Origin of the sequence: Halovenus rubra (assembly GCF_026586665.1) — an archaeon.
In the GTDB taxonomy this organism is placed as follows: Archaea; Halobacteriota; Halobacteria; order Halobacteriales; family Haloarculaceae; genus Halovenus; species Halovenus rubra.
Map to the genome: position 1 here is coordinate 381241 of NZ_JAODIY010000004.1, position 15832 is coordinate 397072.

The following is a 15832-nucleotide window of genomic DNA, read 5'->3' on the forward strand; positions in this document are numbered from 1 at the left end:
TAATCGTTTCAGGCGGTGGTTTGTTTGTCAAACCCACGTATCTCGAACCGAGCGCCGCCATCTACACTCTCACTCACTGTAATCTCCCAGTCGTGTGCTTCGACAATCTCTTTGACAATAGCCAGGCCAAACCCAGCTCCGTCCTCGGAGGTTGTCTGTCCAGTTTCGAAAATGCCGTCACGTTTGTCAGGTGGGATACCGGGTCCGTCGTCTGCGACGACGATTGTTTCGTCTTCACACTGGACACGTACTGTCACATCCGAACCGCCGTGCTCGGTAGCGTTCCTGAACAGGTTCTCGAACAGTTGCCGGACCCTCGACCGGTCTCCTTCAATTGTCATATCTCCCGTTCGTTTAAGAGTCGCATCGCTCTGGTCAACCATCCCCCAACAGTCGCTGAGACAGGACGACAGTTGAATCTCTTGTGTCTCGGTCACCATCTGGCCCTGCTTTGCCAACTGCAAGGTTTCACGAATCAATGTCTCCATTCGGTTGAGAGCGTCGGAAATTTGGTCAACTGACTCGCTGTTATGATTGCTCTGGACGATTTCTAGATGTCCCATCGCAACGTTCAGTGGGTTCCGGAGGTCGTGGGAGACGATACTAGCAAACTCTTCGAGACGCTCGTTTTGACGCTTGAGTTCCTGCTCATTTTCTTTCCGTTCCGTAATATCGTGGAAGACCAGAACAACGCCCGAAAAGTCAGAACTTGCCGGCAGTAACGACGCGTGAACTTCTAACTCTCGGGAAATACCGGACCGCGTTTCAATAGAGACTTCGATGACTTTTTTCCGAACGTCGGAGTTTGACCGGAGTTCCTCAACGATCTCTCGAGATAGCTCGAAGACATCTTCCGAAATGATGCCGTCTGCCTGTAGATTGATAAACGGTTGACCCACCAACTCCGCGGCTGTATAGCCCACGATACTCGCACCCGGTTCGTTAATATCGCTGATTCGCCAATCTTCATCAACTGTCAGCACACCCATTGGAATCGTCTGGACAATCGTCTCGTACTGTTCAAGTTCTCCCTCCCTCCGCTTGCGCTCGGTAATATCGGAGTACACTGCAAATCCCTCGATTTCGCCGGGAGTTCGAACAGGGATTGATCGCAGATTAAAAATCGATGTTCCATTGGCAGCAAGCCGCCGTACCACTCGGTCAACCATCTTCCCGGAGTCTATCTGATTGTCAATCTCGTTCGACTCCGCTTGAATGTTATCTGGAACAATCAGATTGTTGACTGAGCAGTCGCGTATCTCTTGTTCTTCTATTCCGAATACGTCCTCAAAGGCGTCGTTGACGGATTTAAAAACTGTATTGCCGTCTTCGAACCCGTACGCGATTGTCGGCTCAGGGAAATTAGAAAACAGGTCCGAAAACCGCTCGCGTTCCCGTGCCAGCTCTTGGCCCTGTGATATTTGATTTCCGTCTCTGGTCGATTCCTCTTGTCGTGCTTTGACTAGCCGCTGAATGCTGTCACGGAGCGGTTCTTTTGCGCCAGTAACGTTTAGAACATACGCAGCTCGGTCCGTTGTATACACTTCTGTTGCAATATCGGCAGAATCTGACTCGGTAAACAGAACGAACGGTACTGACTCTGCTCTCTCAGTAACTGCTTCCATGAACGAAACACCGGTTTTTTCTCCCACGTCGTACGCCGAAACAATACAATCGAAACGGCGAGTATCTAGTTCAGCCAGCCCGGACGAAGCGTCGGGAACTGATGTAATCGAAGGGCTGTCTAATGCCTGCTCTAGCAGACGTTCCGTCTCATTCCTCCGGCCTTTTGTGGCATCGACCACCAATAACCGGATGGCTGTCTCCATTGGCCTTGTTTCAGTTGCACACTCATTTAATGGTTCGGGAGCGAATTCGCGCCTACGAACACGGTCCACGACTACCACAGCTGCGTTATCGCTAATCAGTGATGGCTACTCGCCCCAGTACAACCAGGGGCCAAGTATCATATAGGCCATCGCAGCGACCAGTAACACTCTGGGGAGGATACCGTTGAATAGGTTTGGGAACAGGATTGCGCCCATCTGGACGGTTCCCATGACTATCGCGTCACGAGCCGTGAGTTTCGGATACGGGACCGGTGCAACCATGAGTACCGAGAGCACTGTGGTTGCACCCAACAAGAGTGGGACAGAAACCAGTCCGCTAAGATATGCTGCAGCGAGAATCGTAGCACCGAGCGTATTTTGAATGCCGGGACGGTTCTCCCCTTCGTCGACGTGTACCGTATACAATGCAGTTCGAACCAACGAGAAGACGACAAAAATCGATGCAGCGCCAACGGCAGCGACAAGTAGTTCAGGGGTATCAGTCAGGTTGTCCCACTGGTCTCGGGCGACTGCAAACACAAACAAGCCAGTTGCAGTCCCAAACGAGACGATATCTGCCATCGAATCCAGATACGGGCCAACCTTTGTACCTCCGTACAACCGGGCGATAATTCCGTCAACTGCGTCGGCGGCTGCAGCAAGCAAGAGGAGTTGCGCGACGAGCATTGGCCTGCCGAGAACCGCCCCAATCATCGCAACAACGCCAACGATAGCATTTAGAAGCGTTATGACGTCAGCGGCACCGAGACGGTCGACCACACGAAGCGACATACACGACTGGTTGGGAAGCGGATACAAATAGGTGCGGATTCATCTCTCAGCTTGAGATAATATCGACGCAGTTGACCCAGACACAAAGCAGCGATTGACTCAGTACTTTCGGTTTTCTTCGGCTAAGTCGATGGCTTCATAGAACGCTGTATCGAGACGGTTTCGCTCTTCAAGCCAATCGAAGTACCCCTCACGCGAGGCAGGATAGCGCTCGTAAAGCTCTTCGTACCGATCGACGAACACACGTGTCTTGCGGAAGCCGTCGAGTGCCTCATACAGTTCGCTATTCGATACGTCAAGATGGTCGAACGTACCCGAGAGGTAGTGTGTGAGCAGATTCTTCCCTGCCCCGGCAAGGATACTCAGCTTCGAGGTGAGGTCATCAAAAGCCGTGTCCGTACTGACAATCTCGCGGATTTCGTTTTCTGGGAGGACAGCAGCCATCGCTCGGAGGACAGAGATGTCGATAGAGCTAGCAGCGACATTGTATGCATCTCTGGCTGCGAGTTTTGCTCCCTCGCCGTGGTCTAAATAAAGGTAGGTGTTGTGTTCCCAGAGGCGCTGCTCGCTTACGTCACCATCAGCAACTGCTCCTGCAGCGGTTTTTCCCGCAGAGAACCCGGAGATTGCTGCTCCTCGAATCCCCTTACCCGTGATGGGATGTGTCGTCCCAGCGGAACCACCCGCCGTCAAATATCCTGGCGCGACCATCGAATCGAGCGGCCGGCGCAGTGCAATCGCTGCACCGAGCTTGTTCTTTTTGTCGAAGCGCTCGGCGACCTTTGCGCCCTCATACTCTGGCCGGCCATCGAGATCCTCTCCGAGGCGATCTGCGAGCGGAATCGGGTCTTTGTTCATCTGGAATCCGAGGCCAACGTTGACGGAGGTTGGTGACCGTGGGAAATACCAGACGTATCCCATCTCCTCTAGCGGCTTGCCGACAATCGAGTTCTGGTATTCGACCGGCTCGTCTGTCTCAATAATCTCACGATAGGCTGAGCCGAAGTGGGTGAAATGTGGTTTCTCGAAGCTGACACCACCTGGGGCGTCCAGCGACTCAAAGTCGACCATATCTTGGATAACCGATTGCGCACCAGCAGTGTCGATGACCACATCTCCACTATATGTGACAGGGTCACCCTCGCAAATTGCTTCGACTCCATTGACGCTCCCGTTTTGTATCACGTCGTTGACTACGGTATCGAAATGCTGAGTCACTCCCAGTTCGGTCGTCTGGTCAAGAAGCCGTTGGCCGAACTCGTAGCGGTCGATGACGTTGCTGTGTTTGTCGTAGGGAATGACTTTTCTAACGTCAAGCTCTTCGTCCCACCACTCGATTTGGTCGATGTTCCCGTCGGCCTGTACCGCCTCGTCTGAGGCGATTGCGTCCATATCGATTGGCCCGGGGTACCGCGATGGATCTCTCGGACTTTTGATTGCGTCGCCACAGGCGATAAAGCCACCTTGTTCGGCTGGTTTTCGCTCCAACTGGACGACTTCGGCACCCTCTGCCGCAGCCGTCGCAGCCGCGAAACAACCCGCGATACCGCCACCAACGACGATTACCTCGTAAGCTTCACTCCGGGCCATGTACTGGTCTATTCTATGGCGGGCACGATTGTGAATGTAACTGTTTGAGGACGCCGCTGCGTTTTTTTCAGTACGGGATGAATAGTGTCTATGGACGAACCGGATCTACACCCCGAACTGGTCGAAACTGCGACCGCTATCGCCGAAATGGAGGTTCGAGGGGCGGCGACAATTGCCGATGCGGCTGCACGCGCGCTGGAAAAGCAAGCCCAGGCAAGCGACGCTGCGACGCCCGTTGCGTTCCGTGAGGAACTTGCTGCTGGGGCGCGACGGCTGCTCGACACCCGCCCGACTGCTGTGAGTCTGCCGAACAGTCTCCGATATATCCTTCGCCGAACAGATGGCGATACTGTAGAAGAGCTCAGGAATGCTGCTATCGCTGGGGCTCAGGAGTTTCGTGACCGTCTTGAGTCCGCACAAGACGACCTCGGTGCGATTGGAGCCAACCGACTCCAGGACGGAGATACGATCCTCTTTCATTGCCATTCGACCGACGTGCTTTCTTGTATTCGTACCGCCCGCGAGCAAGGGACGGCGCTGAGTGCCATCGTCAAGGAGACACGTCCCCGAAAACAGGGGCACATTACTGCACAACAACTGCAAGAAATCGGTGTCCCAGTGACACTTATCGTTGACGGCGCAGCTGGCCGTTATCTCGACGAAGCAGACCATGTCTTCGTCGGTGCCGACTCAGTGACCGCTGATGGCTCTGTTGTCAACAAGATTGGAACCCGTCAGCTTGCGGTCACCGCACGTGAGCGAGACACCCCTATCGTTGTGGCGGCACAGACGGTCAAACTTGACCCGACGACACTCTCAGGCCACACTGTCGAAATAGAGATGCGCGACGAGCAAGAGGTTATCAGCAGCTCGGAACGCAATGCAATTGGCGACATCACAGTCGAGAATCCTGCCTTTGATGTGACGCCGCCACGATATGTCGATGCAATTGTCACCGAGCGAGGTCAATTCCCGCCAGAGAGTATTGTCTTTTTGATGCGTGAGTTGTTCGGCGAACAGGCCATGGAACCGTGGGAGGCTGGCAACTGACCGATGACCGGACAGACAGTCATCTGTGCAGGTCACGTTAATTGGGACGTGACGCTGTATGTAGATAGACTCCCAGCAGCTGACGGCGAGGCAGCTATCGTCAATCAGAGCCAGAACGGCGGTGGTAGCGCCTCAAACACCGCATACATGCTGGCGTCACTCGGATGTGCTCCGGTGTTGCTTGGAAGCACTGGTGACGATGAGTATGGGGCACTTGTGCGAAACGAACTTACTGATGTCGGCGTCGACTGCCGACATCTGGAATACGTCGATGATGGAATCACGACTGTGAAATACCTCATCGTAGACGAGTCGGGTGAGGTAATGGTCCTTGCCAGTGACGGCGCAAACGAGACATTTACCAGTAATTCACTTTCGGATGATACTTTCGACAGCGCGACTCACCTACATTTGACAAGCCAGCGACCGGACACGGCATACGACCTCGCTAAACGGGCAGTTGATGCTGGGATACCGGTAAGCTTCGACCCAGGACGACGACTCGACTTGCGTGAGTACCAGCCTATCTACCGACTCGCTGATATACTCTTTCTGAACGAAAACGAGGCTACGGCTGTTAAGCAAGCCGACGTTCTCGACGGTGCCGAAGGAATTACCGTGATTAAACACGGTGCCGAGGGGGCAACGGCGGAGTCTGAAGAGCTAACGGTATCTCATGCTGGATACGAGACCGAACCAGTCGATACCACGGGGGCTGGCGACGCCTTTGGGGCAGGGTTCATCGCAGCTACCCTCAACGACAAACCGTTGGAACGGGCACTTGCTGTCGGCAACGCCTGTGGTGCGTTGACGACACAGTGCAGCGGCGCACGTTCTCCGCTTTCGTGGTCGGATATCGAGTCGCTCATCGACGGATAGTACAGTAAAGAGAGCAGTTACTCTGGTAGGTTGTCGACAATAGCGTCGAACTGCTTTCTGAATCGGGCCTCTGCCCGCCCGCGTGCAAGTTCTGAGAAGTCCGCAAATGCAGTGTTAAATCCAGCCATTCGCCACAGCAGTGTCACAAAGTGATATACATTTCGTCGGTACTTGAACCCGCCGTCTGGGTCGAACGACCGGTGAGTTCGATACCCTTCGTACATCTTTTCACGAAGCCGCTCTCTTGTCTCTGAGTCACTGAATGCCGGATCGATAAACAAGAATTCAGTCCGGGCAATATGATACTCTGGGTCGCCTGCAAGTGCAAACTGCCAATCAAGAACCGCAGAAATCGGTTCCTCGCCAGCGCGATCAAACATCACATTTGCTGGCCGGAAGTCATCGTGTATCAGTCGCGGAACCGCATTTGTATCGATAAAGGGCAACCCGTCGTCGAGATACTGGCGCGCTGTCGTCTGAAGGTCCGAAAACGGAGTCTCCGTTAGTCGGTCAATATACCCAGTGGCGATATCACCGAAAAACTGCTGCCAGTCCCACGAGAAGTCGTCGACAACCAACCGTCCGTCTTCCAATGCAAGCGTTCCAAACCCTTCAAACCCGATTTCAGCGTGCATGTCTCCAAGAATTGTGCCAGTGTGACTGGCGACCTGATTGAACTCCTTGGCACGAAGATCACCGAGAGACTCGACAAGATTATCTCCATGCACTCGCTCGGTGATAAAATACGGCTCAAGCGGTGGTTCCGGTTCCTGTTTGAAAACGAGAATGCGCGGGACCGGAATCTCTGTACGGTCTGCAACATACTCATGGAGAAACGGTTCGAGTGCAAAGTCTGGATCGCCCGATTTAAACTTAATAACGACCTCGTAAGCCTCGCCAGCATAGTGCACCTTTACGAGAAAGACATCTCCCTGATGACCAGCAGTGGGTCGATTGAACGAGAAGTCGTCAAAGTCCGGGCCCGACTCTTCGAGAACTGATTCAATGTTGTGCTCGGGTTCCGGCACAGGTGTAGGATTGTTATTTGACAATATAAACACCACTATTCGGAGCGACAACTCGTAGACAAGTTGGTACTATTTGGATCAGAGGTCTCACCGGGGTGTCTCAGTGCCCCACTTCTCCAGTGCACGGGCGAGTTCTGGGCAGTCACTCGCTGCGTTTTCAACAGATTCACCGCGCGCTGCGGCGTCAGTGGCCCGTCGGAAAGCGACAGCACCGGCGTGGGTCCCGTCAGGATGTCCGTGGATTCCGCCCCCGGCCTGTACAGCGATGGTAGTCCCAAGTTCGGTTAGTAGCTGGTCCATCAGTCCAGCATGGAGTCCACCAGAAGCAACCGGAAGCACGTCGGTGAGTCCGTGGCAGTCGGATTGTAACCACTCGTTGATTCCACGCGTATCTTCGTTTGCCAGTTTTCCAAGCCCTGCAGTCCCTGTGTGAATATGGTCGACGCCACAGAGGCGCGCAATCTGGGCGATTACCCGCATCGAAACGCCATGTGTCGGGATGCGGTCGAAAGCTGCGTGCATCGCACGATGGGCGTGGATTGCGAGACCGTGGCGTTCACACCGTTCCCGAACTTGTTGGACGGCTCCCCAGCCTGTTGTTACTACGTCAACCATCACAAACTCACAGCCGTGCTCAGCGGCCATATCAACCCGTTCGAGCATCTCGTTGCCCGAGGCAGTGACGTTTAGCAGATAGCTCTTTTTCTCACCGGTTTCATCCTCAGCAGCATCTCGCTGTGCGAGACTCTCAATGAGACGATCTTCGAATGGGTTAAACGACTGGTCGGTGAGGTTTTCGTCGTCTTTGAGCAGGTCGATGCCGCCGGTCCACGCCTCGTAGCCGACGGTCGCATGCTGTTGGGTGTTCAGGCCGACTTTTGGCTTTGGCACTGTGGCGGTTGCCGGCCGCTCTCCGGCATCCAGTATCTCTGTCCTGATTGCGCTCCCGTACTGGGGGCCAGGGAAGCTTTCGACGAGTTTCTTAGGCCACTTACAGTCGAGCAGTCGGATGCGGTCGACTGCCTTCATCCCCATGATATTTCCGGCAATACACGAGAGAATCTGAGGCATACTGCCCGGCTCGAATAGCGCGTCAGGATAGGCCACGGTTACCTGCCCACTCTCCTCATCGATTGCGCAGGCCGTTGCAGAGAGGTCTTCAACAGACCCCTCAACGTCAAGCTCGGCCCAAGTCCCGTTCGAACTCTCACTTGCGACCCGGCTTGCTGCGCCGTTCCAGCTGATACCGTCGGCTGGTTCAAGATAGAACGAACAGACAAGATCGCTCTCTTTCGGTTCGTACGCCGTGTCGAGGAAATCTTCGTAACGAATACCCATATGATACTCTTTGACGGTCAATCACATAAAAGCGCCTTCGAACGTAGGTGGTTTCGGAGTTCCCAAACGCCGGGATCGCTCTTACTCGTAGAGCCAGGTTTCGTCGACGCGTTCCCAGTCGACGAGTTCCTCGTCATCGAAGAAGAGCTCAATCTCGCGTTCGTTCGAACCGGGGTCCTCGTGGTCGGAACCGTGGATAACGTTCCGTCCCAGGTCGAGGCCCAGGTCACCGCGGATGGTTCCGGGTGCCGATTCTGCGGGGTCGGTTTCGCCCATCATACCACGAACCTGTCGGACTGCATCTTGTCCTTCCCAGACCATCGCCATGACTGGGCCGGACGTGATGAAGTCTACGAGACCGTCGAAAAACGGTTTATCTTCGTGCTCACCGTAATGTTCTTCGGCGAGGTCACGGTCAATCTGCTTGAACTTCGCAGCGACGAGCTTCAACCCACGGTCCTCGAATCGCGAGATAACGTCGCCGATAAGCCCGCGCTGGACGCCGTCAGGCTTGACCATGACGAAGGTTCGTTCCTGCTCGCTCATACTTCTGCCTCAGTCTCGGTTTCCTCGTCAGACTCTTCGTCCTCGGATATCTCGGCTGTGTCATCCGCGACAGAGTCGGACTCATCTTCTTCGTCAGCGTCCGTCTCTTCGTCTTCCTCGTAGCCGATCCATTCGAGGTCGCGCGATTCTCGGCCGAGGAAGTAGTTCTTCTCGGCTTTGGCGCCCTTGAACCACAGAACAGTGCCGTCAGTTTTGACGTACATCTTGCCAGTTCCGGGCTCGATTTCTTCACCGGTGTAATCACACGTCCGTTTCTGAACCATTATTGGCCTCCGATTGTGTCGGCTTCGCGTGCTGTCTCTCGCAGCTGAAGAACATCGCCTTCGCGGACAGGTCCGAGTACGTTACGGGTGATGATACGACCCTTATTTGAACCCTCACGGATTCGGCACTTGACCTGCATGGCCTCACCGTGCATTCCTGTCTTGCCCACGACTTCGATAACCTCAGCTGGCGTGGAACCGCCGTCGTCTGCTTCCTCTGCACTCATCCGTGGTCACCTCAGCGGAGTTCCTCGATTTTCTCAGCGATATCCTCGACATCAGTGGAGGCATCGCCCGCGTCGGTGATGGCGGCGGCTGCGCTGCCAACTTCAAGTCCAGCAGCATGACCGATATCATCCTGAGCACCAACGAAAATAAACGGAACGTTCTTTTCGTCGGACAGCTCTGGCAGGTGCATAACGACCTCCTCAGGCTGAACATCCTCTGCGACGAAGACGAGGTCAGCATTCCCTCGCTCGATCGCTTTTGTGGTTTCGTTTGTTCCTTTCTTTACAGCTCCCGTATCCCGGGCGACTTCGAGGGTTTCGAGCGCATCGTCCTCGAGGTCTGCCGGAACGTCAAAGTCAACGTATACTGGCATGGTTATGTTCACCTCCTGTGTGCGGGCTCGCACTCCCCCGCCGTCCGCGGCGAGTGCCGCGTCCGCCCTGATGGCGATATAATCCTATTCCGGCTGGGAGCGTCATCAACCCCACACAGGCTGTATTCATTAGTGTTCTAGCAGACACTAAAGTGCTTTCGAAGCTATCTGCGCGTGGGGGTGTTCGGCACAACGGTAAAATCGAAGAATACGCCCGATAACATCATATTTATATAAGTAGATATACAGAATAGGTGTTCTGCAAATCTTTAGGTTACATTCGCCTGCAATTGAATGTATGAACGGAATGACCGAGGCTATCGGTAATTTTGTACAGCGGTTCACGACGACACGCGACCTTGAGGTCTCTGAAATGACAACAGAAACACATCCAGTTCCGACCTCAGTCTCAGTTGATGCGGTCAATGGCTCTGTCTCAGTCATAGGGTCGGAACGCGACGATGTACAACTCAAGTACACCAAGCATGGACCGTCCGAGGCAAAGCTAGATGAGCTAAAAGTTCACACAATCACAGAGAGTGGGCAACTACAGGTGACAGTCAGCTACCCTGGAAATTCACCCGGAAAGGTCGATATCGAACTGTGTGTCCCATGCGAGCTAAAAGTATCACACGTGAGCACGACAAACGGCCGAATTGACCTACAGGATATCGACGGAAATCCACGGTTACGGACGCAAAACGGTGAAATAACCGTCAGTGGCTGTAGCGGGTATGTTGATGCCGAAACGACAAACGGTAGTATCAGTATTGAGGACACAGACGGCGTCGACCATGCGAAGTCAGTCAACGGGAAAATCGGACTCGACCTTTGCTCGGTTCGACAGGACACTGTTATCAAAAGCTCGTCTGGACAAATTGAGGTGCGCACAGGTGAGATTGATGTTGCAGTTACAATTAGTACCAAAGTCGGTGTTATCGACGCACCGATTTTCGACAAGCAGCCGACTGGCGTTGGACACGTTTCGGTTGAGGACGAACTTGGCTCAGCCCAGCATTCCCTAGATATCTCGAACTCAGTTGGAAGTATTCGGTTTGAATCGCTTGAATCTACCAAAACCGCCTGAGTTTCCTCCTTCAAGCGAATTAATACAGTGTACGCTCGTGTCCTACCTCTGTCAGTTACGCGCTAGTAGTATGAGTATGGTTCACATTGATAAAGTAGTTTTAATACGGTAACGCACCCAGGAATTGGTGAGGCAACGCAGACAATGACTGATATCCGCTACTACGTGACTCATCTTCTTGTGTCAAGAGTCACACCACTATGTGGCGGATATATGGCTCCGGTAAGCCATACTCCGGGCATTGCTGGAAATGCGATGCCACGGAAGCTTCTGGCTGCACGTTTTGCTCCATAACCTGACCCCCACGCGGACTACCCGCTCGGGAGGGGAACAAGGGGCTCGCCTGGTCTGACCTTGCTTAAGTACAGACGAGGACGACTCTGGCTTGGTGTATTGTTGCTAATCGTTGGTAAGTAACCGGAAATATATGTCAGCTACAATAGATACAGACCAATTGACGCGGGTCGAAGTAACGGTAACAGTTCGTGTCCCTGAGCACGACGAAGTCGACCTGATGACAGGTGCACAGCAGCGTCTCGCAGCAGTTGATACTGTACAAAACGTCAGTATCGAAGAGCTGCGAGGGATAAACCCACGCCTCGGTGCGACGGTCGTTATCGTCGAAACCGCTTTGCAGACAGCACAGCCAGTTGCGGTATACAAATCACTAACTGAAACTGTCGGAATCGAAACCCAATCAAGGAAGTGAACACGACAGATAGTCAGCCTTTAGCGCAGTTCCGGCGGCTTTTCATGTTCTCCGAGGTGCATCTCGGTGCGGTTGATGTGTGTGTGAGCCAGTGCCGTGACAGTGAATGTTATCAATACAAACACTGCTAACGCAACGCCTGGAAATATATCGAAGTTGGACAACAATATTGCAGCAAGTAGAAGAACAACAGCGTCCACCGCAGAAAGGAACAAATAGAATGAACTCCACGGAATATCATTCCCGGCAACTAGTTCGAAATAGATATCCACCTCTTCAGCTGCGGGGGTAAGTGACGCAACACCTTCTCTGTCATCAAAATCAACAACGCCGATGTCGTCCATCCGCGGTAGATGTACTTGTTGCAATGATGTGTACACACGCTTGCGCTGGTCGTATGTCACCTCTTCCCATTCAACATCATTTTCCCATGCAGCGATCTGTTCAGATAGCTCCCCAAGCTCAGCATCTTCCCCGTTCTTTTTCAGGTAGTGGAGTGTGTACCGACGACGATGATTACTCAACAACTTGAAATAGTCATCGTAATCAATTGATTCTGGGGACGAATCCGAGTTACCTGAATTAGTTTTCGTACTCATACTATGTGCCTTGGTGGCCGTCAGTGCTGGTATCCCCACCATGGGGCATCTCTTTACTGTTTGACTATGCCTCATTCATTGTTAATTAGCTGATATTGGTCCTAGTTAAGTGTGAGTTAGTTCCATTAAACAGACTTTTTCATGTCTTTGTACATACCATATCGGCTACGTTAACAACACTGTTATTTAAAACATTCTAAATAGTGGTTATACCCATCTCTGAGAGCAAACTAACCTACAGCAGTAATTTTGCTGGGCTAAAAACCTCAAACAGTTTGGTGGATAATACCGGTATAATACCGCCAAGAACTGCTATTTCAGAGTGTCTCATCTCTTGTTCAGGTTGCTGTTTATCTCTGTAACTAGGTGGTACTTTAGAACGCAGAATGTGTTCGTAATCCCGCAACTACATTAAAACAGTTATGCTTGAAATTTGATATTATCTGGGACTTCAAGAAAATACTGAAGCTGAACAGAAACGCTACATGGAGTCCAACTACCAGCGGCGTCAGGCCCTCTCTCATACTAAAACAAATATTCGCTGCTACTGAGCTAAACTGTCGCTACTTATTTATAACATTGAAAGAAACCAGCAAACACAAAAAATGAGTTCAAACACCCGAGTGCTCATCGTTGAAGACCAGGAAGATGTCGCACAAGTGTATGCAAATATTTTAGAGACGGAGTATGAGGTACTAACAGCCCACTCGGGAGAGAAAGCGGTTGAGCTCATCGACGACACAGCTGATATTCTGCTACTGGACCGCCGTCTTCCGGGTATGTCTGGCGATGAAGTGCTTGAAGAGATCAACAAGAACGAGCTCGGCTGCAAAGTGGTGATGGTGACTGCAGTTGAACCGGACGTAGAAATCGTCGAGATGGATTTCGACGAATACCTTGTTAAACCAGTCAGAGAAGAGAAGATAACCGAGGTCGTTGAAAAAATGCTCGCGAGGAAAGAACATGATGTACAACTACAAGAGATGTTTGCTCTTGCAGAGAAACTCGCGACCCTCGAAGCAAAACTTGATATTGAGCAATTAAATAACAGTGAGGAGTATCAGGAACTCCGAAACGAGTTTGCAACCCTACAGGAGTCTGTTGCAATCCCTGAATCCGATAGTGACCCGTATCTTGATGCAACCCGTGAGAAAATTCGAGCGTTGTTGGCTACCCGAGAGTAACGCAGAGTCTTCCTGAACTAACGTAGAACGATATTTAGACTTCATTCTCACCGTTGATGACTGCCGAGTACAGCCCAAGAGAACCAGTTCTGTGAATATCTATAGCTCAGGCAGAATAATACCATATAGGCGGGAACCCTTATCGTGACAGTAGATAGCCTCAGGTCGACTGATCATTACAAGTATGAAACGAATTGTGCTTACACTTACTGTACTTCTCGCTCTCGGATTGATACTTTTCCCGACAGTCGGCTTTCCACTCAGTATGGACAGTGGTCCCGACCCCGTAGAAGAAATTAGTCATCTAGAAATGATGCCAAGCGACGGGGCGAATGGCGCCTACGCTGTGTTCACTCCACAAGGGAAACTGCATCTCAACTTCTCGACTGCAAAACAGCAACAGGCCGGCACCGGAATAAATAATGATACGGTTACATATATCCATAATGTATTCAAAATTGCAAACGTAGATAACTCGTCAGTCCCAGTCTGGGTTGAATTAGAAGCCAACGACGTTGCAGTCGAATTTTATCGGTCATCTGACCCTACTGCATCAATTCAAGGAGAATCCAACGCAGTCCAAGTAAACGGGAACGACAATCAGCAGGTAGGTGTGCTCATCGATACAACAGGTAAGCAGATTCCAGAGTCGTTCACGTTCACCGTGTACTCTAAGGCCGAAGACGACGAAAGTGAAGACGAGACACCGACTGAACAAGACCCAGTGACTGCTCCAAGCGAAGAGACACCGGTCGAAGAAACGCCCACAGATAACACACCAGACGAAGGCGGAGACGAGACTTCGGATGATGAAACGCCATCAAGCGAAACGCCGACCCAAAGTACCCCGTCGGAAACCGATCAGGGAGAGGGTGGGTCCGGAACAACCACGATAACACCGACACCAACGCAGACAGCAGAGCCTGGTGCAGGCGGAGCGCAACCTGATGGTGGCGACGATCAAGATACCGATGGTACTGAACAAGAAGGCGAAGTCATTGATCCCACCGACGACGGTCTCGGTGCAATCTTGGGCGGTCCCCTGTCCAATACACTGTGGTTGCTGCTTGTTGCTGCTGTTCTTGGCGTGGTCGGGTTCGCAGGGCTACGTAGGTGGGCAAGGAATTAACTCACAGCAGTTCGGACAGCCAAACGGTCACGATGGAAAACCATGTACCGGGTGGTTCAGAGGACTTCTCGTGGAAAATCAAGGCTGATGTTCAGTTTGTTGATCTCCTACTCCTTGGTAGCGTTCCAGTGGTCTTGTGCCTCGTCTTTTTTCTTCCCGAAGGACAACGGAGCCAGTTGGTTTTTGAGGTCGATAACCCGTCGATACTGACTGCGTTTACTGCCTCGTATGTTCATTTGACTGAGTCTCATCTCACCGGCAACGTAGCAGTCTACCTTGTTGTAGCACCAATGTACTATCTCGTGTGCGTGTTGAGCGACCGACGGCCGCTGTTTTGGTATACGACTGTCGTTGTGCTCAGCGTCTTTCCATTTGCACTGGCTACAATGCAACTGTCTTTCCTTACTAAGCGGACTGTGTTAGGGTTCTCGGGAATTAACGCAGCGTTTGCTGGCTTGCTTTGTTTTGCCGTTGTCCGCTATACGGGTGATGTACTTTCAAAACGGTTGAGCCATCATTACTCACCGGTCTTGCTCTTTGTTGTCTTTGGGATCGTTACACTGGTCTCGCTGCCAGATCGAGCTTGGCGAACTGAGCTGGCAATACTCTCTTTTACACTCGCTGGCCTGTATCTCGGGTTCCTCCTTCGCCAAAGTGGGATACCGACGATTGGTGATGTTCGGGAAGCCCTCGACAGTCCAGGATATGTCGAACTTGCGGGTAGCTCTCTTGGAATTGTTCTCGTTTATCCGTTTGTTGCCTTCCAGCCGAAGATGGCTGTTGAGGGAGGGGCCCTTGATATCTATATTCATCTACTCGGGTTCGCTCTTGGATTCATTGTTGTCTATATTTTCGTTACTGTTACTGAGGAGTAATTATCACACAGGACTCACAACGCGAACGTTCCTGATACGGGTAAAACAGGGTGTAATAGTAATTCTGTTCAAACACCTCCACGAGGACAGTGTCGTTGTCATGGCTCTTTGGGCTGATTTTCTAAGCAACATGTAGAGTCTGAGCGAGACAGTCTGCGTCAAAATAAGTCTCTACAAAAACACCCAACAGCGGGCAATTGTCTAAAGATTTTATGTAATTAAGTTATAATGTACAGAAACACACTGTGATGATTATATATGTCTATTATACGGAGCCAGAAACCGGAAACACACATCTAAGGCCGCCTACCG

Annotated in this window: 17 protein-coding genes; 7 read left to right on the forward strand and 10 right to left on the reverse strand. The window is 52.0% G+C overall.

From position 1 onward, the window contains the following. Positions 1–8 precede the first annotated feature (8 nt). The 3 genes from N5098_RS04220 to N5098_RS04230 form a co-directional block, all read right to left on the reverse strand. A complete protein-coding gene (locus N5098_RS04220) occupies positions 9–1829 on the reverse strand; it encodes a PAS domain S-box protein (RefSeq protein ID WP_267636450.1) in 1821 nt (606 codons plus the stop codon). Positions 1830–1934: 105 nt separating this feature from the next. After that, a complete protein-coding gene (locus tag N5098_RS04225) occupies positions 1935–2621 on the reverse strand; it encodes a protein sorting system archaetidylserine synthase (RefSeq protein WP_267636451.1) in 687 nt (228 codons plus the stop codon). 99 nt (positions 2622–2720) lie between these two features. Further along, positions 2721–4211 (reverse strand): FAD-dependent oxidoreductase, encoded by a 1491-nt coding sequence (locus N5098_RS04230; protein WP_267636452.1) that lies wholly within the window; start codon positions 4209–4211, stop codon positions 2721–2723. A gap of 90 nt (positions 4212–4301) precedes the next feature. Here N5098_RS04230 and N5098_RS04235 point away from each other — a divergent pair, with 90 nt between their 5' ends. Both N5098_RS04235 and N5098_RS04240 read left to right on the forward strand, forming a co-directional pair. Beyond that, the gene (locus tag N5098_RS04235; protein WP_267636453.1) at positions 4302–5261 is read left to right on the forward strand and encodes a ribose 1,5-bisphosphate isomerase; all 960 of its coding nucleotides are present in this window, start codon (positions 4302–4304) and stop codon (positions 5259–5261) included. A 3-nt stretch (positions 5262–5264) separates the two neighbouring features. Further along, a complete protein-coding gene (locus tag N5098_RS04240; protein WP_267636454.1) occupies positions 5265–6140 on the forward strand; it encodes an ATP-dependent ribose-1-phosphate kinase in 876 nt (291 codons plus the stop codon). 17 nt (positions 6141–6157) lie between these two features. Here N5098_RS04240 and N5098_RS04245 read toward each other — a convergent pair whose 3' ends face one another. From N5098_RS04245 to rpl7ae, 6 genes are all read right to left on the reverse strand, one after another. Beyond that, complete coding sequence (locus tag N5098_RS04245; protein ID WP_267636455.1) at positions 6158–7168, reverse strand: phosphotransferase family protein; 1011 nt, start codon at positions 7166–7168, stop codon at positions 6158–6160. Between the two features lie 87 nt (positions 7169–7255). Continuing rightward, entirely contained in the window at positions 7256–8506 is a 1251-nt protein-coding gene (rbcL, locus tag N5098_RS04250; RefSeq protein WP_303651817.1) for a type III ribulose-bisphosphate carboxylase, read from the reverse strand. Positions 8507–8587: 81 nt separating this feature from the next. Then, positions 8588–9052, reverse strand: a complete 465-nt coding sequence (gene ndk / locus N5098_RS04255; RefSeq protein WP_267636457.1) for a nucleoside-diphosphate kinase — start codon at positions 9050–9052, stop codon at positions 8588–8590. Continuing rightward, positions 9049–9336 (reverse strand): 50S ribosomal protein L24e, encoded by a 288-nt coding sequence (locus N5098_RS17515; RefSeq protein ID WP_368407990.1) that lies wholly within the window; start codon positions 9334–9336, stop codon positions 9049–9051. The genes ndk and N5098_RS17515 overlap by 4 nt, the downstream gene beginning before the upstream one ends. After that, positions 9336–9563 (reverse strand): 30S ribosomal protein S28e, encoded by a 228-nt coding sequence (locus tag N5098_RS04265; RefSeq protein ID WP_267636458.1) that lies wholly within the window; start codon positions 9561–9563, stop codon positions 9336–9338. The genes N5098_RS17515 and N5098_RS04265 overlap by 1 nt, the downstream gene beginning before the upstream one ends. An 11-nt stretch (positions 9564–9574) precedes the next feature. Continuing rightward, a complete protein-coding gene (gene rpl7ae, locus N5098_RS04270; protein WP_267636459.1) occupies positions 9575–9937 on the reverse strand; it encodes a 50S ribosomal protein L7Ae in 363 nt (120 codons plus the stop codon). 298 nt (positions 9938–10235) lie between these two features. Between rpl7ae and N5098_RS04275 the strand changes: the two genes are divergently transcribed. Together N5098_RS04275 and N5098_RS04280 are read left to right on the forward strand one after the other, a co-directional pair. Beyond that, the gene (locus tag N5098_RS04275) at positions 10236–11024 is read left to right on the forward strand and encodes a DUF4097 family beta strand repeat-containing protein (RefSeq protein WP_267636460.1); all 789 of its coding nucleotides are present in this window, start codon (positions 10236–10238) and stop codon (positions 11022–11024) included. 427 nt (positions 11025–11451) lie between these two features. Next, on the forward strand, positions 11452–11733 hold the full coding sequence (locus tag N5098_RS04280; protein ID WP_267636461.1) for a hypothetical protein: 282 nt from the start codon (positions 11452–11454) through the stop codon (positions 11731–11733). A 20-nt stretch (positions 11734–11753) separates the two neighbouring features. Here N5098_RS04280 and N5098_RS04285 read toward each other — a convergent pair whose 3' ends face one another. Continuing rightward, complete coding sequence (locus tag N5098_RS04285) at positions 11754–12374, reverse strand: DUF7344 domain-containing protein (protein WP_267636462.1); 621 nt, start codon at positions 12372–12374, stop codon at positions 11754–11756. Positions 12375–12937: 563 nt separating this feature from the next. On the opposite strand from N5098_RS04285, the gene N5098_RS04290 reads away from it, so the two are divergent. From N5098_RS04290 to N5098_RS04300, 3 genes are all read left to right on the forward strand, one after another. Continuing rightward, positions 12938–13516, forward strand: a complete 579-nt coding sequence (locus tag N5098_RS04290) for a response regulator (protein ID WP_267636463.1) — start codon at positions 12938–12940, stop codon at positions 13514–13516. Between the two features lie 184 nt (positions 13517–13700). Then, on the forward strand, positions 13701–14645 hold the full coding sequence (locus N5098_RS04295; protein ID WP_267636465.1) for a DUF1102 domain-containing protein: 945 nt from the start codon (positions 13701–13703) through the stop codon (positions 14643–14645). A 32-nt stretch (positions 14646–14677) separates the two neighbouring features. Beyond that, positions 14678–15520 carry a hypothetical protein gene (locus tag N5098_RS04300; protein WP_267636466.1) on the forward strand — a complete coding sequence of 281 codons (843 nt, stop codon included), beginning with the start codon at positions 14678–14680 and terminating at the stop codon, positions 15518–15520. The last annotated feature ends 312 nt before the right edge of the window (positions 15521–15832 follow it).